This window comes from Arthrobacter sp. MYb227, from assembly GCF_002975435.1.
Classification (GTDB): Bacteria; Actinomycetota; Actinomycetes; order Actinomycetales; family Micrococcaceae; genus Paeniglutamicibacter.
The window spans coordinates 183,886-203,249 of sequence record NZ_PCPT01000001.1 but is presented as its reverse complement, the minus strand read 5'-3'; the positions used below and the strand labels follow the sequence as shown (position 1 = coordinate 203,249).

Here is a 19,364-nt window from a genome sequence, read left to right as displayed (position 1 = left end):
TCAGTGACAGGGCTCATGGCTAGAAATCTTTCTCTCTCACAAGCTCGTCGCGTTGCCTTAGCGGCCCAAGGGCTGCATCGGGCACGGCCCACCGCACCGGTTACGATTGGCGCGGTGGGCCGCACCTTTAATAAGTTGAAGCTCTTGCAAGTTGACTCGGTCAATGTGCTAACACGTGCGCAATATTTACCGATCTTTTCACGACTTGGGCCCTACGACCCGGAACTACTTGATAGTCTCAGCGTGCGTAAACCACGGCAGGTCATTGAATATTGGGCTCACGAAGCATCATTGATCAAAGCCGAATATTTTGCTGATCTAATTCCATGGCAGCGCCGCCGTTGGGTGGGTAGCTCACAAGATCTTGATCAATCGGCCCGTGAGCTCAGCGAGAGAATCTATGGATTATTGCTGCATCGGGAACCCCTGAGCGCCCGCGACATTTCTGATGCGTTGGGTCATGACCAAGCCAAAGACACTTCTCATTGGGGATGGAATTGGTCGGCGGTCAAACGAATCCTTGAAGCAATGTTTGCCGATGGCATTATTGGAACCGAAGGCCGCAATAAACAATTCGAACGTCTTTACACGATTCATGAGCACGTCGGTCAGCAAGCCAGAAGAACGGAGCTAAATGTTGACCCGATCCAAGCCATGGAACGACTGCTCTTGGCCTCCGTTGACGCTCACGGTATTGGCAGTGCACATTGCCTAGCTGACTATTTCAGATTGCCGATTAAGCAAAGCACGGTGGTGCTCACGGATCTCGTGGATCGATCAATACTTGAAACGATAACTATCGAGGGGCTGAAAGAAAAGTTCTTTTTGCATCCAGGTACCAAAATCCCGCGGACCACCTCCGGACGGGCCTTGCTAAGTCCCTTCGATTCGCTAGTGTTCAACCGCAAACGTATAGAAAAGCTGTTCAACTTTTCATATCGGCTCGAAATATATACGCCAAGCGAGAAACGAGTGTTTGGCTATTACGTGCTCCCATTTCTACTAGGAGAACGTCTGGTGGCGCGCGTCGATGTAAAAGCTGACCGAGAAAGTAGGACACTTTTGGTACGTGGTGCCTACGCAGAGCCCCATGCACCGGTCGAAACTGCACAAGAGTTAGCATCCGAGCTTCGACTGATGGCCAGCTGGCTGAATCTTGATAAAGTGCTGATTTTACCTCGGGGAAATCTGGCAGCAGGCTTAGAGTTTTCACTAAGCTCGCCAAAATTGGCCGATAACCACAAGTGAAAGCAATCTCTCACGTAGACTGAACAGGCCAGAATTCCTGTGCTTGAGATTTGGGAGCTGCCTCGTGGCATCACTGCTTGAACGTATCCTGCGTACCGGCGACAAGAAAACGCTAAAGAAGTTGCGTGGATATGCAAACGCTATCAACCTGCTTGATAGTGAATTCCGTGCCCTGACTGACGCCGAGTTGCGCGCGGAAACAGATAAGTTCAGGGCTCGAATCGCCGATGGCGAGTCACTTGAGAGCCTGCTTCCAGAGGCCTTCGCTGCGGTGCGTGAAGCGGCGGACCGTACCCTTGGCATGCGCCACTTTGATGTGCAGCTCATGGGCGGTGCCGCCTTGCACATGGGAAACATTGCCGAAATGAAGACTGGTGAGGGCAAGACCCTAGTGGCAACCGGTCCGGCCTACCTCAATGCTCTTGCCGGTAAGGGTGTTCACGTTGTCACGACTAACGACTACCTCGCCGAATACCAATCGGACCTCATGGGACGAGTTTTCCGTTTCCTGGGTCTGAGCAGCGGTTGTATTCTTGCCAATCAGGATCCTGCCGAACGCCGTAAGCAGTACGAAGCAGATATCACTTACGGAACGAACAACGAGTTCGGATTCGACTACCTGCGCGACAACATGGCGTGGAGCTCCGATGAGCTAGTCCAGCGCGGCCACAACTTTGCCATTGTCGATGAGGTCGACTCGATCCTCATTGATGAAGCCCGTACCCCACTGATCATTTCCGGTCAGGCCTCAGGGGACGTAAACCGGTGGTACACCGAATTCGCGAAGTTGGTAAATCGCCTCAGTATCGAAACCGACTACGAGGTTGATGAAAAGAAGCGCACCGTAGGCGTACTGGAAGCGGGCATCGAAAAGGTCGAGGACTACCTGGGCATTCACAACCTCTACGAGGCCTCAAATACCCCGTTGATTGGTTTCCTGAACAACGCCATCAAGGCCAAGGAGCTGTTCAAGAACGATAAAGACTACGTCGTGATCAACGGCGAGGTGATGATCGTTGATGAGCACACCGGACGTTCGTTGGCAGGGCGACGTTACTCCGAAGGCATGCACCAAGCCATCGAGGCCAAGGAAGGGGTGGAAATCAAGGCCGAAAACCAGACCATGGCAACGGTAACCTTGCAGAACTACTTCCGCCTCTATGGCAAGCTCGCAGGCATGACAGGTACGGCACAGACCGAAGCCGCAGAATTTATGGGGACCTACAAGCTTGGCGTAGTTGAAATTCCTACGAACAAGCCGCTGGCTCGTAAAGACCAGCCGGATCTGATTTACAAGAACGAAATTGCAAAGTTTGATGCTGTTGTTCAGGATATTGCCGAACGCCACGCAACCGGCCAGCCCATATTGGTTGGCACTACCAGCGTGGAGAAGAGCGAATATCTGGCCCGACTGTTGGCCAAGCAGGGCATCCGCCACGAGGTGCTGAACGCCAAGCAGCACGCACGCGAAGCTGCAATCATTGCCCAAGCAGGTAAGAAGGGTTCGGTCACTGTAGCCACCAATATGGCCGGACGCGGTACCGATATTATGCTCGGTGGTAACGCCGAGTTCCTAGCAGTCGCAGAGATGGAACGTCGCGGACTGGATCCGGAGAATAACTCCGAACAGTATGAGCTTGAGTGGGACGATGTCTTTGCAAATGCAAAGAAGCAGGTGAGCTCCGAGGCCAAGGAAATTTCCGAAATTGGTGGCCTGTACGTCTTGGGCACCGAACGTCACGAATCCCGTCGCATCGATAATCAGCTACGCGGTCGTTCCGGACGTCAGGGTGACCCCGGGGAGTCCCGTTTCTACCTGTCAATGACCGATGAGCTGATGCGCCGCTTCAATGCGGGTGCAGCGCAGCGAATCATGAACAACCCCTCGATGCCAGATGACGTTGCGCTGGAATCAAAGATTGTATCCAAAGCCATTGAAACCGCTCAGGCCCAGGTTGAAGGCACCAACGCCGAGCAGCGTAAAAATGTGCTGAAGTATGACGATGTCATGAACCGTCAGCGTGAGGCTATCTACGGTGATCGCCGCCGAATCCTCGAAGGGGGAGACCTCGAAGAGAAGGTTGGCCACTTCCTAGAAGACGTGGTCAAGGCAATGGTCACCGAGGCAACTGCCGAAGGCAGTGCCGATGATTGGGATCTGAGGCAGCTGTGGACCAACCTCAAGCAGCTTTACCCGATCTCCATCACCATTGATGAGGTTATTGAGGAAGCAGGTCACCGTAGCTCGTTGAGTGCCGAATTCCTTGAGCGTGAAATTCTCTCCGATGCTCGCCTGCAGTACCAGGCACGCGAACAGGCCGTTGGCCAAGAGAATATGCGTGAGCTCGAACGCCGTGTGGTGCTTTCGGTGATTGGTCGCAAGTGGCAAGAACACCTCTATGAGATGGACTACCTCAAGGAAGGCATCGGCCTGCGTGCCATGGCTCAGCGTGATCCGCTGGTCGAATACCAGCGCGAAGGTTTCGTCATGTTCCAGACCATGATGGAAGCCATCCGTGAAGAAAGCATTGGCATGCTCTTCAATATCGAGGTTGAGACACGTCAAGAACCAGAAATTTCCCTTCCGGGAGTGACTGATGCCCGGTCGATGACTAGTGGGCCGGTCTTGAGCACTCCAACGCTTGAAGCACCTGCCAAACCTTCTACGCTGCGTTATACGGCGCCGGAGGAGAGCGGCGAAGCTGCGACTCACATTGAACGCACCGGTGGTTCGGCTTCCAAGCCAGCGGGAAACAACAAGAAGAAAAAGGGTAAGCGCCGCTAACCGATTTCAAGGGCGGTAACCTGCCAGCGTCCGTGCCATAGTTCTATGCGTAGAGCAGTGGCACGGACTTTTTTAATATCCAAGAGAATCACGGCTGCCTCAAAAACCATGGGGAGGACTTGTGAGACGCGAATACGCAGGACTCGTGGATTGCTATAGCAACAAACATTCCGGTCGGGCTGCTGTGATTCGCCAATTTGGACGTGATATTCGAGCTTCCCCATGCAATCGGGATTGAGCACTCCGGCGAGTTGCCGTGCAGGCCTTGCGCCGGCAAGGACTTCTAAAAGTGCCGGTGCTACAGCGTGCACCGCGGTGCCCACGGACTCTGCTAGGTTCTGTATGGATTCTGGCCGCGGAAAGATCTTTTCTATGATGGGGCGAACAGCTTCCGGAATTTCAAATTGGTCAACGTTTGGCTCTTCGATGTTCCATCGTGGGCTGCGGATCGATTCGGTAACAACGGGAGGCTCAATAACGCAACGCCGTCCCCGGGACGTCGGCGCGGTGTGTAGGTTCTCGGGGAAGCGCTTGCCAGCTGGACTGGGAACCGGTATCACGGCATCCTCAACCCACACATCTTCGTGCAGCATCAGTTGCGGTCCATTGGCGGTTAACGGTTCAAGGATGGTGATGCTCATGATCTGCTCCTACTGGTTCCAAAATTTGGTGTCAATGTGTGTAGTTGAGCGCGGGCGGCGCGTGCAGGACTAGGCCAAGTGCAAGATGATCGGGATTCGGGCCAATGATTATCTTGTTTGCTTCGTACCAATGCGGCCAGACTGCGGCGATTTCTGCGGCGCTTGCCCCGGTCTTCAGATGTGCTGCCGCAATTGACCAGAGCGAATCTCCGGCCCGCACTATCACTTCGGTTTGGTCGGCGCGCGGTGTTCCGCCTGCCACGCGTTGTAGCGGCAGGGAAATAGGTTGGGGCACCCATCCGGGGGAGAGCAGCTCGGGTCCCTCAACCTGATTTTCCAGGGTGTTTTGAGGCAGCGTTTCTTCCTTAGTCAGGTTCCATCGCGTGGGGTTTGGCAGGGCACTTATGTTGCTGCTGGTGATCACCGCGGCCGGATGTTGCGGTGGTTCGGACGCGTTCGCTGAAGTTGCAATGACTAGCGAACTACCAAGTGTTGCCACAGCAATGCGCATGATGAATGGCGGACTGAGGTGGGCCAATGCGTGGGCCATGCGATGGTGCCCGGTGCGGGATCCAAGGGTTGTCAGAACCGAGGCAACAATGGATAAGAAAAGCCAAAACAGGATTAACGCGCCGAGTAGCCCAATGACCACTCCAGTAAGGCGCTCGAGTGAACTGCTATCTAACTGCTGGTGAGAATGCGGGCTTAAGTCAAGGCGAGCGGAGATCACCGCGCTGCAGATCAGCATCAAAGCCGACATTCCAAACAGAGCCAGCACTGTTAGAGCATCAGTTGAGGTGATTTTCTTCATTTTGACTCCATTTGATGATATTTCATATGATTTGATGCATTGTGTTACCTATGGTGGCACTAAGCGGTGGCGGAAGCTAGGGGGTACCGCAAAAGATAATCAGCATCTAGGGTGTGTGCATGAGATGGGAATCATTATTTGAGGACCTTGAGGCGGAGCTTGCCGCCGAATTCGCACGAGAAAAAACTGCTGAAATTCAAGAGACCGTCAGGGTGGAAAAAGCCCGTCAAAGTTTTGGAGAACTACTTGCACCACAGCTCAAGGCGCACATTGAAGTAAGGCTCTTGGGTGGTGAACGCTTACACGGGCGCCTTAGTGCACTGGGCTTGGACTGGGTGATGCTGCGCCGAGGAGAAACTGAAGAGCTGATTCCCATACACGCCATAGGAACCTGGCTGCAGAGAACCTCCGGCCAGCGCGAGGGCAGCATCAGCGGGAGTGCTAGGTTTACTCAAGCATTACGTGCACTAGTTCGCGATCGATCTAGAATCTCCGTCGGCGGTTGCGATGGGTCACTGTTGGCTAGCGGAACCCTCGACCAAGTTGGTCATGATTTCATGGCCATTGCGCTGCATGCACGCGACGAATTTCGTCGCGAGACCTCAATTCAGGGCCGAGCATTCGTGCCGATCGCCTCGGTGGCTTGGGTGCGCAGGGAAGCGTGAACGATAGATTTTCAACCCCCGGTCCTTTCAGCGGACCAGATTCGGGCGTAGGGTGTCGGCTCAAGAGAGAATTTTTGATGACCAAGCCATTTGGTTGCGTTGAGAGGCTAAGTGAGGGGAAAACTCATGGGAACGGCGCCAGAACGCGCGATCGGAGAATCTCGACGCATTACCCGTCCAAGCTGGAAAGATCCAAGACTATTGCTCGGAATCTTGATAGTTCTGGCATCCACAGTTGGCATCATCGCCTTAACCAGCGCACTTGATAAAACGGTTCCCATGTACGTCGCAAAGACAGATATCTCTTTGGGGGAGCAGTTGGGGCCAGAGAAACTTGACGTAGCGAACATCAAACTCGACGCGCTGAGCCAACGATATGTTGCAGCAAACCCCGAACTATTGGTTGGGCGTAGGGCCAATTCATTGATTCGAGCCGGTGAGCTGATCCCCGTAGGTTCCATAGGGCTCGAAGACGGAACTAATCGCAGGCCGGTCTCGGTAAATCTACCCGATGAATTGCCCGCAGCCATCACCGCCGGAGCCCACGTTGATGTGTGGGTAGCTGCCAAAGATCGTGCAGCAAATGTGTACTCGGCACCAACGCTGCTACTACCGGGAGCCGAAGTGACCTACAGGGTTGCCCGTGCCACAGGCTTTGGTGGAACCTCAGGAACCACCGTTGAGTTATTGGTCCACGACCAAAAGCTTGCCGATCTGCTTGAAGCTATGGCGAACGAGGCACGGATTACCTTGGTCTTCAACCCCACGGCGAGTTCTTCATGAATATTTCTGTAGTTCTCTGGGCCGACGATGGTGAGCTGATTGAACGATTGGAACGTCAGCGCGGTGTGCTTACCGTGGCACGGACCTGCGAAGAAATTATTGAGGTGATCGCCCTTTGCGAGACAGGTCTCGCGGACGCCGCAATCTTAGCCGGAGCCCCGGAGCGCGTAGAAACCGCGGATATTGATGCAATAACCGAACGTGGGGTACCTGTCATAGTGCTCTGCGATGACCCTGCCCAGTCAAGTAGGCTCAACCGCGCCGGAGCTCACATCGCAGAAACCGACATTGATGCGGTTGAACTTGGTGCGCTGATTGAAGAATGTTGCAGAGAAAAGCAGCGCGGTACCGGTGCCGCCGGAATCAAGGCGGTCCCCGTGCCTGAATCGGGGCCGGCGCCTAAGCGCGGAAACGTCGTTGTCTTTTGGGGGCCGCATGGCTCCCCGGGACGATCAATAGTTGCCTTGAACTGTGCGGTTGAATGCGCACTTGACGGAAAGGAAGTGATTTTGCTTGATGCCGATACCTACGGTGCAACTCAAGCAGTGCAATTAGCAATGCTCGATGAGGCCGCAGGATTAGCCCAGATCTGCCGGACCGTTGACCAGGACCGCTTTGATGCACAAAGCCTTGAACGTATTTGTGCCCCGGTATTGATTGCCGGAGCGAAAATGAGGGTGGCCACAGGATTGCCGCGTGCCAACCGTTGGCCAGAATTACGGCCCACGGCGCTACGCCGGGCGGTACTGGCCCTCCAAGAACGCTGCGACACGATAGTCATCGATGTAGCGGGCGCCCTAGAACTCGACGAAGAGTTGAGCTTCGATACAACAGCCCCGCAACGCAATGGCGTAACGGCAGCGATGCTACGGATCGCCGATGAAATTTATGCGGTGGGCCAAGCCAATAGTATTGGGGTTCCCCGGCTGATTCGTGGCATTGATGAGATGCGCCTGGTGCTTGGTGAGCTACCCCTCAAAGTGATATTCAACAAGGTGCTTGCCGCGAGCATCGGATCGGCTCCACAGCGTTCACTGGCAGAGACCTGGGATCGTTTTGGAACCGGAGATCCAGTGATTGCCTACCTCCCGCACGATTCACAAGCTGTCGAGTCGGCATTGCTTGCAGGCAGTGCCCTAGCAGAAACGGCGCCCAATTCTGCATTGAGAATTGCCATTGCCACGCTGGCGGGACGAAAAATCAGGGGAAAAGGTCGGATATTGCGCAGAACTACCGCGTCGATGTGACGTCTGTAACCTGGCGAGATAGTGTTGTAACACTAGCGTTTCGCAACGGAGCGAAACGTACATCTATACACGGAGGCGTTCTTTTGAACACGTCGGAGTCCAGCATGTCCGAAACATTCATAGCTGAGACACTCACTGCCGATCTAGTAGCTAGCTACTACGGCCAGCTCGCAACGGAAGATGCAGTGGCATATTCGCCGCAGCAGCTTGAAACCAGGGTCGGAGCACACCTGGCCGTAGGCTGGGAGCGTGACCCGAATACAGCCAAGGTCTCCGTGACCCGGCATGCCGGGACAGCCATGGTGTACGTCGTAACCGACGACATGCCATTCTTGGTTGACTCGGTAACCGCAGAAATCGTCCGCCAGAAGGCAGCGATCAACGTTGTTATTCACCCAACGTTCTTGGTCAGCCGCGACGAAGCCACAGGGCGCATTAGCTCTCTTGGCCTGGTGCCGGCTAATGCGCATGTTGCAAGCGGAGACACCGCAGCACTTCCAGATATCTCGGCGTTCATCGCCGATAATCGCGGTGCCGTCATTGAATCCTGGATTGCCGTTGAACTCGGTGCGGACCCCAGCGATGAGGTACTTGAGGCACTTGTTGCCGGCCTCGAGCGAGTCCTTGGCGATGTACGTGTTGCGGTTGAAGACTGGGCACCGATGCGTAACAAGGCCCACGAAATTGCGGATTCCTTGGCTGCAGTTGTTGGCGCCGAAGAAATCCCCGACCTTGATGCTGCGGTTGAATTGCTGCACTGGCTTGACGATGGAAACTTCACCTTCCTGGGTTACCGCGAATACGATCTGATCACCGAAAACGGTGAAGACGTGCTGCGTATTCAGACCGAATCCGGTCTGGGTTTGATGCGCAATGCAATCCCGGCACGCGACACCCAGCACCTGACCAAGCGCGGCCGTGCCATGGCTCGCGATAAGCGCGCTCTGGTGATTACCAAGGCTAACTCCCGCTCCTCGGTACACCGCGGCGTCTACCTTGACTACGTGGGTGTCAAGCGCTTTGACGCGCAGGGCAATGTTAACGGTGAGCGCCGTTTCATCGGCCTGTTTGCCTCCAGCGTGTATACCTCTTCGGTACGTAGTGTTCCGGTAGTTCGCGAAAAGGTTGAGGCTGTGCTCAAGCGCGCCGGCTTTGCCCCGGATTCACACTCCGGCAAGGACATCTTGACGATCCTTGAGACCTACCCACGCGATGAGCTCTTCCAGATCTCCGTTGAAGACCTCACCGATACCGTGCTGGGCATTCTACGCCTGCAGGAACGCCGCCGCACCTCGCTGTTCCTGCGCCCGGACGTGTACGGACGCTTCATGTCAGCACTTGTCTACCTGCCGCGCGACCGCTACTCAACAGCAGTGCGCCAGCGCATCGAAAAGGAACTGACCAACGCGTTCAACGCAGAATCGGTTGAATTCGAAGTCCGTATGAGCGAATCGTCGCTGGTTCGCCTCTTCTTCCGCATTCGCCTCCAGCGCCACGGTCTGACCCCTGTGGTTGACCGTGCCGCACTGGAAACTCGCCTGGTTGCAGCCGTGCGTTCCTGGTCCGAGGGAATCTCCGAGGCAGCAGTTGAGCAGTACGGTACTGAAGAGGGCTCAGCCTTGGCCGGTAACTGGGCCAATGCCTTCCCTGCCGCATACCGCGTTGAATTTGAGGTAGAAGACGCGCTTGCAGATATTGAGCGCTTTGGTACCTACGAGGATCAAGATCACGTAGGACCGGTCATCAAACTGTATGTTCCGGAAGAGAACGAAGAGTCCGAGGTTAATGCCCGGATGAAGCTCTACCTCACGGCCCCGCTCTCGCTGTCGAAGATCCTTCCGGTCTTGCAGAACCTTGGCCTTGAGGTCATTGACGAGCGTCCTTTCGCGGTGACTCCGGCACGCGCAGATGAGCGTTACCTCTACGATCTTGGCCTGAAATTCCCTGCCGGTATTGATCCGCTGGCCTCCGAAGAACTGCTTTCCGAGGCCTACTCGGCAATCGTTACAGGTGCCGCCGAATCAGACCACCTCAACCGCTTGGTGCTGTGCGAGTCGATGGGCTGGCGCGAGGTTGCCTTGCTGCGTGCCTACGCCAAGTACCTACACCAGCTGGGTGTCTCAAACTCCTACACCTTCGTTTCCGACACCTTGGTTGCTAACCCGGATGTCACGCACGGGATCGTTGCGCTCTTTGAAGGCACCTTCAACCCGGGGCTTTCGGAAGATGAACGTACCGAGGCCCGAGAGGTTGCTCACGCGACCCTTGCCGAGGCACTTGAAAAGGTTCCAACGCTTGATGCAGATAAGCTGCTGCGCCGCTTTGTCAACGTCATTGAGGCAACGCTACGCACCAACTACTACACCAACCCTGCAGCGCTTTCCTTCAAACTGCTTCCGGGCAAGATTGAAGGAGCCCCGTTCCCACGTCCCAAGTACGAGATCTGGGTATGTTCCCCTCGCGTTGAGGGTAGCCACCTGCGCTTTGGTGAAGTTGCCCGTGGTGGGTTGCGTTGGAGTGACCGCCGCGATGACTTCCGTACCGAGGTCTTGGGCCTTGTCAAAGCCCAGATGGTCAAGAATGCAGTGATCGTACCCACCGGTGCCAAGGGTGGCTTCTTCGCCAAGATGCTGCCTAACCCGGCTGTTGACCGTGGTGCATGGATGGAAGAGGGCAAGGCTTCCTACCGCATCTTCATCCGCTCGCTGCTAGAAATTACGGACAACCTTGTCACCGACGCCAACGGTGAGCACGTGGTGCCACCTGCAAACGTTGTGCGCCTGGACGGGGATGACACCTACCTAGTGGTTGCCGCGGATAAGGGCACCGCATCCTTCTCCGATACAGCAAATGAGATTTCCGCCGAACGTGGTCACTGGTTGGGCGATGCCTTCGCCTCGGGCGGCTCGATTGGTTACGACCACAAGGCCATGGGCATTACCGCCCGCGGAGCGTGGGAATCGGTCAAACGTCACTTCACCGAATTCGGTATCGACACCCAGAGTGAAGAATTCACCGCCGTTGGCGTGGGAGATATGTCAGGTGACGTCTTTGGTAACGGCATGCTGCGCACCGGCACCATCAAGCTGGTTGCGGCTTTTGACCACCGCGATATCTTCTTGGACCCGAACCCCAACCCGGGTCCGGCACTCGATGAGCGTCAGCGCCTATTTGAGGTACCACGCTCATCTTGGGCGGACTACAACAAGGAACTGATTTCTGCAGGCGGTGGGGTCTACTCCCGCTCGTTGAAGTCGATCCCGATCTCCCCAGAGGTCCGTGAGGTCTTGGGCCTTGGTGCGACAATCAGCTCCATGGCACCTACCGAATTGCTCAAGGCCATCCTTGGTGCACCGGTAGACCTGCTCTACAACGGTGGCATTGGCACCTACGTGAAGAGCTCAACCGAGTCGCACGCCTCGGTGGGCGACCGCGCGAATGACGCAATCCGTGTTGATGGAAGTCAGATCCGCGCCAAGATCATTGGTGAGGGTGGCAACCTGGGCATGACCCAGCTGGGCCGCATCGAGGCAGCACTCAACGGTGTCATTCTGAACACCGACGCCATCGATAACTCGGCAGGTGTTGACTGCTCGGACCACGAGGTTAACATCAAGATCTTCGTTGACCGCATGGTTAGCGCCGGCAAGCTTGACCCGGCAGAGCGTTCGGAATTCTTGCATTCGATGACCGATGAGGTCTCCCGCCTGGTGCTGAAGACCAACTTCGATCAGAACGTGCTGCTGCTCAACGACAAGCAGGAACTTACCCCGCAGTCACCTGCCTACGAGCGACTGATGGATTGGCTGGAGGAGCACGCTGATCTAAATCGTGAGCTTGAATTCCTGCCATCCACCGAGGCCCTCGAGGCGCGTCTTGCCACGGGTAAGGCACTGACCGTTCCCGAGCTTGCCGTGCTTGTTGCCTACGCAAAAATTCAGTTGGCCACCGCCTTGGCTGAATCGGATCTTGCAGATGATCCGTACTTTGCCAAGACACTGCGCAACTACTTCCCGGTCCAGTTCTCCGAGCGTTTCGGGGAAGACCTGGATAGTCACCCGCTGCGTCGCGAGATCATTGCAACGGTCATCGCCAATGACATGGTCAACATCGGTGGAACCACCTATGCATTCCGTGTCATGGAAGAAACCGGTGCTTCCGAGGCACAGGTAGCCAAGGCCTTTGTGGCATTGCGCGAAACCTACGATTTCGACGCCGAATATGATGCCATCAATGCTCTGCCACCGTCCTTCGACACGCAGAACTGGACTCGACTGCACCTAGATATGCGCCGTCTGCTGGACCGCGCAACTCGCTGGTACATTCACCACGTGGACCGCAACGAGAGCGTCAGCGCTGCCGTGGCAACACTCGCTCCAACCATCAAGGCCCTGCGCCCGGTCGTTGGAACCAAGTTGCAGGGTCAGGATGCGGCGCGCGTTGGCGCACTGAAGGCAGAAGGTCTGGCCTGGGGCGTGGATGCGGATCTGGCAACTCGTTGGTCAGAACAGTTTGAATCCTTCGTACTGCTGGATATCGCATCAATGGCAAGCCGTACCGACCGAGACGCGGAAGAGATCGCTAAGATCTACTACGTGCTCTACGACCGCTTCGGTGTTGATGCCTTGCTCGAGCGTATTACCGCGCTTCCACGTGCCGATCGCTGGCAGGCACTAGCCCGTGCTGCACTGCGCGACGATCTCTACTCGACGATCATCGACTTCACCCGCGACGTCTTTGAGGTTTCGGATGCATCCGAAACCGATCCGGCTGCGCGTGTGGATGCATGGGAAGCTGCAAACACGGCTAATCTTGAACGTGCAAAGAACATGTTCGCCGAAGTGAACCGACTCGAGCGCGATGATATGGCCTCGCTGTCGGTAGCCTTGCGACTGTTGCGTTCAATCGTACGGAGGTAATCCTTGGCCATCTTCACGGACCAGATTCGTCAAACTGCCGATTTTGGCCCGGGAGATGAGGATTGGCTCCACCTGTTGGTGGGAGACTGGCAACTCATCGCGGATCTGGCTTTCGCCGATCTCGTGCTTTGGTTCCCGGTCCCGGAAGGGTCGTACAAGGCACTTGCCCATGTACGACCCTCCACCTCGCACACGGTATTCCACACGGATTTCGTGGGCGAGCGTATTCGCAAAGACCTCAAATCGCTGGTAGATGAGGCTTGGCGGACCCAAAATATTGTGCGTTCGGACCGCGGGACGGGACACGAGGGGCATTCAATGCTCATCGAGACCGTCCCGATGGTCCGTAACGGGCGCACCCTAGCCGTGGTGAGTGTGCACTTTGATCTGCAAAGCTCGCGCATGCCATCGCGTCTTGAACTTACCTATAAGCAGTGTGCTGATGACCTGCTGAAGATGGGCACCACGGGACTGTGGCCGGATTTTGCTACCCCCACCGGATCACGGCGCGGAGCGCCCCGCGTGGGCGATGGATTTATTCGTCTCGATGCCGAGGGCATTGTGCAATTTGCCAGCCCCAACGCGGTTTCCGCATATCGCAGACTTGGTGCCGCTGCAACGCTTGAAAGCCGGTCATTGTCCGAGGTGACAATGGACCTGGTCAAGGATCGCCGGCTGATCGATGAATCATTGCCGCTTGTGGTTTCCGGAAAAATGCCGTGGCGCACGGAAATTGAATCGATGGGCGTCACACTCTCATTGCGTGCCATTCCGCTGCGAGATGCTAAAAAGCGCTATGGGGCACTAGTACTGTGCCGCGATGTTTCCGAACTTCGACGACGTGAAAAAGAATTGGTCTCCAAGGACGCGACAATTCGAGAAATTCACCACCGAGTGAAGAACAATCTGCAGACTGTAGCGGCACTTTTGCGGATGCAATCGCGCAGGATGAAATCCGAGGAAGGCCGTCAAGGCCTAGACCAGGCCATGCGCAGGGTTGCAACAATTGCGGCTGTGCATGAAACCTTGTCCCAAGGCTTGAGCGAGAGCGTTGATTTCGATGAATTGATTGACCGTCAGTTCAGAATGATCGTAGAAATTGCTTCACCGGGCCAGAAGGTAAACACCGAACGCACAGGAGCCTTTGGTTCCCTGCCTGCCGAGCTAGCAACGCCTCTGTCACTGGTCATCAACGAATTGGTGACTAATGCCGTAGAACACGGCTTGGAGGACCGTGACGGTACAGTCTCCTTGGATGCCACACGCTATCGGGATCCGCTGGGTGAAGAATTTGTGCGGGTGACGATTTGTGATGACGGGGTTGGGCTGCCACCGGAGCCACGCCAAGAAGGTCTGGGACTACAAATTGTGCGGACCTTAGTGACCAGCGAGCTGAGCGGAAATATTCGTTGGGAAAATCGTGCTCCCGAAGGAACCCGGGTGATTATCGAATTACCGGTAGTTGCAAGGCGCTAGCGGACAAGAGAATATTTTCACTGGCTATGAGATAGCCAAAATAAATAGTGCAGCGGCTACCACAATTGAAATTGTGGCAGCCGCTGCACTATTTGTGTTTCTTTCGGAATCTAGAAGCGGTTTTGCAACGCGGTAATGTTTGCCACGTAGCGCTTGGTGTCAGGGTACATTCCGTACTTCTTCACACCCGATGCGCCCTGGTAGTAGGCGGCAATACCGATTTCCTTGCTGGAGCTGTTGCGCTGGTGATGGCGGATGATTGCCACACCGGCAGTCACATTGTCCTGTGGATCAAGGAGATTGAGTTTGCGTCCAACCAAGGTCTCGGCCCATTGCCCCGCAGAGGGGATGACCTGCATGACGCCCACAGCATTTGCTGGGGAGACCGAGGCCATGTCAAAGCTTGATTCCTGGAAGGCGTGTGCCAGCGCTAAGGATGGTTCAACACCCATTTGCGCGGCCGTGCGCGAGACCATTGACTGCATCTGAGCACGGGAAGGCTGCTTGGTCGAAAGCAACGCCTGCTTATTGGCATTTGCTGAACTTACTGTGCCGGAGGAATACGTACGACCCAAGAATGTGTTTCCCACAAGCGGCTTGCTGGAACTCGGATTAACAGTCGACTTGCTGGTGCTTGATGGAGCTGCGGTACCGGAAGTCTTAAGCGTCTTGCCAATCCGCAACGTGCTGGAGTAGCTGAGATTATTCAGCTTCAACAAGGTGTTTACTGCGGTCCCGGTCTTGATGCCGATCCCGATCAAGGTATCGCCGTCCACGATTGTGTAGGTACTCTGTCGCGCGGCCGGAGCCTTGGCCACAGGTGCCTTAGCTGCAGGAGTCTTGGCAGCGGACGCTGCGCTCTTGGATGACTGGGCAGCAGAAGCCGTGCCGGAGGTCTTAAGTACCTGGCCGGGACGGATAATCGAACCGGACTGAAGACTGTTCAGCGACATAAATGCGCTGAGCTTCATTCCGTAACGGCTCGCAATAACCGAAGGGTTTTCACCTTCGCGAACCGTATGCGTGGATGAAGTGGTGGCACGGGAACCTGTTGAAGGTTTGGCAGCCACGTTTGACGTGGAAGCAGCACCGGAACCGATGCGCAATGTGCGGCCGGCAAAAATGAAATCGTTGACCGGGTTACCCGCAGCGCGGCGTACCTCCGAGACCTCGACTCCAAGTTTTGTTGCGATGCTCTTGACGGTGTCGCCGAACTGGATCTTATAGCTCCGTGTGGCGACAGCCTTGGCTGGTGCCTTGGCCGTGTTACCGGATTTCACCGGTGCCGCGGCGGCACCGGAGAGCTTGAGGACCTGACCCGGAACGATGTGATCGGAAGACAGCCCGTTGAATCGTTTGAGATCTGCAACAGAAACCCCGGTGCGGACCTTGATATGAGACAACGTATCGTTCTCACGCACCGTTTCGGTGCCGGTCTTCTTGGCCGTTGCAGGGGTGAGGGTTGTGGGGACATGGGCGGCGACTAAGTGTGCTGCAATGCGGGCTTCGGCGGCCTTGACCATCGAAGGCGTTGCAATCTTGGGGGTCAACGCATCGCGTGCGGGAGCGATAGGTGCTGCCTGCGCCGGTGTAGCTAGGGAGCCGAGAACAACAGCTGGAATGGCAGCGGTAGCTACAACACTGCCAAGCGCCTTGAAACGCGGATTGTGTGCAAGGGACATTAAGCGATCCTTTTTGATGGGAACTCGGGCGAATCGTTTAGTCGTTTGAACCCCTCATAGGAGTTTCCCATGTGGTTCATGTGACTCATGTTGCGAGTGTGACTAATGTGAATTTACACCAAAGGCCGAAATTTGTGAAAGATCCCATGCAAAAATCTTTCATTTGTGTCCATATGTCGTGTTGGATGTGGCACGCTGGTTTGGTGAGCAATATTGAAAATCTTGTAGCCGACTGGCTGCCCCTGCCCGATTTGGCCGAAGCGCTGGATGTTTCCATCAAAAAGGTGCACAGCCTCCTTGACGAACGGTCGGTACTTGCCGTTCGCGTAGGTGCGCGAAACATCCGCTCAGTGCCAGCTGATTTTGTCCTTGACGGACAACTCGTAGAGAGCCTGAAAGGAACCATCTCGGTACTTAAAGACTCTGGATTTGAGGATGAAGAACTTCTTGTCTGGCTCTTCACCGCAGACGAGTCCCTGCCGGGAACTCCAATGGCGGCCCTGCGTGCAGGCCGCAAAACCGAAATCCGCCGTCGTGCCCAGGCACTGAGCTGGTAGCCAAATCGTAGTTATCTCCACCTTGACGTGAATCAACGGGTATAGGTAAAGGCAGTATGCGTCACTTCGCATACTGCCTTTACCTATACCCGACCTCGACTAAGACGTACGGCGAATTGCTGCAAGACCTAGGGTGCGCAGTGCGTCTCTAGCTGTGGGGGAGACCTTGAGCTTTTCTAGCGCGTCGAATCCTTGTTCCGAAAGCTGCGCTATTGATTCTTCGGTTGCTGCCAGAGCTCCGCACGATTCAAGTAAGTCACGCATCCGGGCCACCTCCGTATCGCTGAGATCTTCCGCACCTAGACGTTCCTGAATAAATGCTTGGTCCGTTTCCGAAGCCAAGGTCAGCGCGTGAGCGATGATCTCCGTGCGCTTACCTTCGCGCAGATCATCTCCTGCCGGCTTCCCGGTAACCTCCGGGTCCCCAAAAACACCCAGGACATCATCGCGGAGCTGGAATGCTTCTCCCAGGGGTAGCGCAAAGTGGGAGTACTGTTCCAGTAAGTCCTCCGAGGCCCCGGCCAAGGCCCCACCCAAAAGCGTTGGATTTTCAGTTGAGTACTTTGCCGACTTATACCGCACGATGGTGCGTGCACGTTTAACCGCCTCGACCGGTCCATAGCTAGGGCCAGCCGATTCCTCGAGGACATCAAGATATTGTCCAGCCATAACCTGAGCCCGCATAGTGTCAAAGATTGCCCGGGCGCGCGGCACAGCAGGAGAAATTGTCCCAAAAAGCTGTTCGCTGAGGGACAGGCACAAGTCTCCAGCCAAGATCGATGCAGCCTCACCAAAACGGGGCGCATCACGATGCCAGCCCGAGGCCCGGTGTAATGATTCAAAGCGACGGTGCACGCTTGGCTGTCCACGACGTGTATCTGACCTATCAATCAGATCATCGTGGATCAAGGCAGCGGCTTGGAATAGTTCAAGAGCGGCCCCTGCCTGGATAATGCGTTCATCGCTTGGATCTCCACCAGCACCTACAAAACCCCAAAAGGCAAAGAGGGGACGAAGTCGCTTGCCTCCGCGAGTTAGATCGCTAATGGCTGAGACAATTTCACCTGCTGCAGGGGCAATATTTGAGATAATGGCGTGCTGTTCGGCAAGGAACGAGGTCAGACGCGCTTCGATGCGTTCGGAGAAGTCTGCGGAAAATACCCGAGCCTGCTCCGGGTCGAAGGTGTCCGCAGCAAAAAAAGTCATGTTTCCCATCCCATGGATTTCACAAGGTCGTTTGTCCTTAACTCTAGTACGCATGCGGCAAACCTTTAGCAGTGTCGGTGCCCATCACTAGACTCATCAGTATGGAACAACGACGAGTGCGGGCAATACTGCATGTGGACATGGATGCCTTCTTCGTATCCGTTGAGTTGCTCACCCGTCCCGAACTCGTTGGAAAAGAAGTGATAGTTGGCCATCTCGGAGACCGATCGGTAGTACTTTCAGCTTCCTATGAGTGCAGGGCCAAGGGTGTGAAATCTGCAATGCCTATGAGCCAAGCGGTTAGATTGGCTCCGCGGGCAACGATCATTGAACCGACACATGGGCTGTATTCCAAGTATTCGGCGAAAATCATGGAGATATTTTTTCAAATCACTCCGTTGGTTGAGCAGTTAAGCGTCGATGAAGCGTTCTTGGATGTCACGGGCAGTATGCGGCGGCTGGGAACCCCTGAAGCCATTGGGGAATTGATCCGCTCACGGCTAAGAAATGAATTGGGGCTGCCGGCAAGTGTGGGAATCGCCAGTAGCAAATTTGTTGCAAAAGTTGCCTCCACGGGAGCGAAGCCAGATGGAATGCTTGTCATCTACCCACACCAAACTCTTGAATATTTACATTCTTTGCCAGTCAACGCATTGTGGGGAGTTGGCGCTAAAACGGCAGCAACCCTCAAAGAAATGGGAATTTCAACCGTCGCGCAGCTGGCCCAAACTCCACAGAAACTTCTGAGCAAGCGGCTGGGCGCTACAGGTACTCATCTCTTTGAGCTGGCGTGGGGCAAGGATGAGCGTGAAATCCAAACTACACGGGAGGAGAAAAGTATTGGGGCCGAAGAAACGTTTGCCCTTGATGTGCATGATGACGCGATTGTGAAACGAGAGATTCTAAGACTTTCGCATAGGGTTGCATTCCGGCTCCGTGAGGCAGGCAAGGAAGCCTCAACTATTGCCTTGAAGCTGCGCTATGAAGACTTTTCAACGCTCTCACGCAGTCGAACTTTGCCAATGCCCAGCAATGCCGCAGGCGAGATTGCGGCGGTAGCTGAGAGTTTGTTGGACAAGCTTGGTTCGCGTCCAATGCCCATACGATTAGTGGGGGTACGCGCCGAAAAGCTCAGGGACGTGGGTATGGGAATGCAGTTGAGCATTGATCCTCAAGACGAGCATTGGAGACAAGCCGAAGCAACAATGGATTTGATCCGATCCAAATTTCCAGCAAGTGCTCTTCGGCCGGCGTCATTACTGGAGCCGCTTCACGGTGAAACCGAGCAATAAATTCTTATACTGCATATTGGTACCCATAAGTGAGCTGTGAGATGAATCCTGA

General features: G+C 55.3%; 13 protein-coding genes. 9 read left to right on the top strand and 4 right to left on the bottom strand.

The genetic code is table 11. The features are described from left to right. The first annotated feature begins 15 nt into the window (after nt 1–15). Nucleotides 16–1,248, top strand: coding sequence for a winged helix-turn-helix domain-containing protein (locus CQ018_RS00940; RefSeq protein WP_105548108.1), 1,233 nt, complete (start codon nt 16–18; stop codon nt 1,246–1,248). Nucleotides 1,249–1,312: 64 nt separating this feature from the next. After that, complete coding sequence (gene secA, locus CQ018_RS00935; RefSeq protein WP_105548107.1) at nt 1,313–4,033, top strand: preprotein translocase subunit SecA; 2,721 nt, start codon at nt 1,313–1,315, stop codon at nt 4,031–4,033. Here secA and CQ018_RS00930 read toward each other — a convergent pair. After that, on the bottom strand, nt 4,030–4,674 hold the full coding sequence (locus CQ018_RS00930) for an Rv3235 family protein (RefSeq protein WP_105548106.1): 645 nt from the start codon (nt 4,672–4,674) through the stop codon (nt 4,030–4,032). The genes secA and CQ018_RS00930 overlap by 4 nt on opposite strands. Nucleotides 4,675–4,705: 31 nt before the next feature. Next, nucleotides 4,706–5,485, bottom strand: a complete 780-nt coding sequence (locus CQ018_RS00925; RefSeq protein ID WP_105548105.1) for a LysM peptidoglycan-binding domain-containing protein — start codon at nt 5,483–5,485, stop codon at nt 4,706–4,708. Between the two features lie 119 nt (nt 5,486–5,604). On the opposite strand from CQ018_RS00925, the gene CQ018_RS00920 reads away from it, so the two are divergent. From CQ018_RS00920 to CQ018_RS00900, 5 genes are all read left to right on the top strand, one after another. After that, nucleotides 5,605–6,150: a hypothetical protein gene (locus tag CQ018_RS00920; protein ID WP_105548104.1), complete on the top strand. Its 546-nt coding sequence runs from the start codon at nt 5,605–5,607 to the stop codon at nt 6,148–6,150. Nucleotides 6,151–6,276: 126 nt separating this feature from the next. Further along, complete coding sequence (locus CQ018_RS00915; RefSeq protein ID WP_105548103.1) at nt 6,277–6,933, top strand: SAF domain-containing protein; 657 nt, start codon at nt 6,277–6,279, stop codon at nt 6,931–6,933. Further along, nucleotides 6,930–8,180, top strand: coding sequence for a chromosome partitioning protein (locus CQ018_RS00910; RefSeq protein ID WP_105548102.1), 1,251 nt, complete (start codon nt 6,930–6,932; stop codon nt 8,178–8,180). The genes CQ018_RS00915 and CQ018_RS00910 overlap by 4 nt, the downstream gene beginning before the upstream one ends. Before the next feature lie 104 nt (nt 8,181–8,284). Then, nucleotides 8,285–13,099 carry an NAD-glutamate dehydrogenase gene (locus CQ018_RS00905; protein ID WP_105548101.1) on the top strand — a complete coding sequence of 1,605 codons (4,815 nt, stop codon included), beginning with the start codon at nt 8,285–8,287 and terminating at the stop codon, nt 13,097–13,099. A gap of 3 nt (nt 13,100–13,102) precedes the next feature. Beyond that, nucleotides 13,103–14,575, top strand: coding sequence for a sensor histidine kinase (locus tag CQ018_RS00900; protein ID WP_105548100.1), 1,473 nt, complete (start codon nt 13,103–13,105; stop codon nt 14,573–14,575). Between the two features lie 110 nt (nt 14,576–14,685). On the opposite strand, the gene CQ018_RS00895 is transcribed toward CQ018_RS00900, so the two are convergent. Beyond that, the gene (locus CQ018_RS00895) at nt 14,686–16,257 is read right to left on the bottom strand and encodes a lytic transglycosylase domain-containing protein (RefSeq protein WP_105548099.1); all 1,572 of its coding nucleotides are present in this window, start codon (nt 16,255–16,257) and stop codon (nt 14,686–14,688) included. Between the two features lie 203 nt (nt 16,258–16,460). Between CQ018_RS00895 and CQ018_RS00890 the strand changes: the two genes are divergently transcribed. After that, on the top strand, nt 16,461–16,814 hold the full coding sequence (locus tag CQ018_RS00890; RefSeq protein WP_105548650.1) for an Rv2175c family DNA-binding protein: 354 nt from the start codon (nt 16,461–16,463) through the stop codon (nt 16,812–16,814). Between the two features lie 99 nt (nt 16,815–16,913). On the opposite strand, the gene CQ018_RS00885 is transcribed toward CQ018_RS00890, so the two are convergent. Continuing rightward, nucleotides 16,914–18,020, bottom strand: coding sequence for a polyprenyl synthetase family protein (locus CQ018_RS00885; RefSeq protein WP_105548649.1), 1,107 nt, complete (start codon nt 18,018–18,020; stop codon nt 16,914–16,916). 101 nt (nt 18,021–18,121) lie between these two features. On the opposite strand from CQ018_RS00885, the gene dinB reads away from it, so the two are divergent. Beyond that, the gene (dinB, locus tag CQ018_RS00880; protein WP_105548098.1) at nt 18,122–19,312 is read left to right on the top strand and encodes a DNA polymerase IV; all 1,191 of its coding nucleotides are present in this window, start codon (nt 18,122–18,124) and stop codon (nt 19,310–19,312) included. Nucleotides 19,313–19,364 lie beyond the last annotated feature (52 nt).

Bases quoted from the DNA above. Each gene is read 5' to 3' on its own strand.
- CQ018_RS00895 (WP_105548099.1), bottom strand. From the start codon at position 16,257: ATGTCCCTTGCACACAATCCGCGTTTCAAGGCGCTTGGCAGTGTTGTA.
- CQ018_RS00940 (WP_105548108.1), top strand. From the start codon at position 16: ATGGCTAGAAATCTTTCTCTCTCACAAGCTCGTCGCGTTGCCTTAGCG.
- dinB (WP_105548098.1), top strand. From the start codon at position 18,122: ATGGAACAACGACGAGTGCGGGCAATACTGCATGTGGACATGGATGCC.
- CQ018_RS00925 (WP_105548105.1), bottom strand. From the start codon at position 5,485: ATGAAGAAAATCACCTCAACTGATGCTCTAACAGTGCTGGCTCTGTTT.
- CQ018_RS00915 (WP_105548103.1), top strand. From the start codon at position 6,277: ATGGGAACGGCGCCAGAACGCGCGATCGGAGAATCTCGACGCATTACC.
- CQ018_RS00910 (WP_105548102.1), top strand. From the start codon at position 6,930: ATGAATATTTCTGTAGTTCTCTGGGCCGACGATGGTGAGCTGATTGAA.
- CQ018_RS00930 (WP_105548106.1), bottom strand. From the start codon at position 4,674: ATGAGCATCACCATCCTTGAACCGTTAACCGCCAATGGACCGCAACTG.
- CQ018_RS00905 (WP_105548101.1), top strand. From the start codon at position 8,285: ATGTCCGAAACATTCATAGCTGAGACACTCACTGCCGATCTAGTAGCT.
- CQ018_RS00885 (WP_105548649.1), bottom strand. From the start codon at position 18,020: ATGACTTTTTTTGCTGCGGACACCTTCGACCCGGAGCAGGCTCGGGTA.
- CQ018_RS00920 (WP_105548104.1), top strand. From the start codon at position 5,605: ATGAGATGGGAATCATTATTTGAGGACCTTGAGGCGGAGCTTGCCGCC.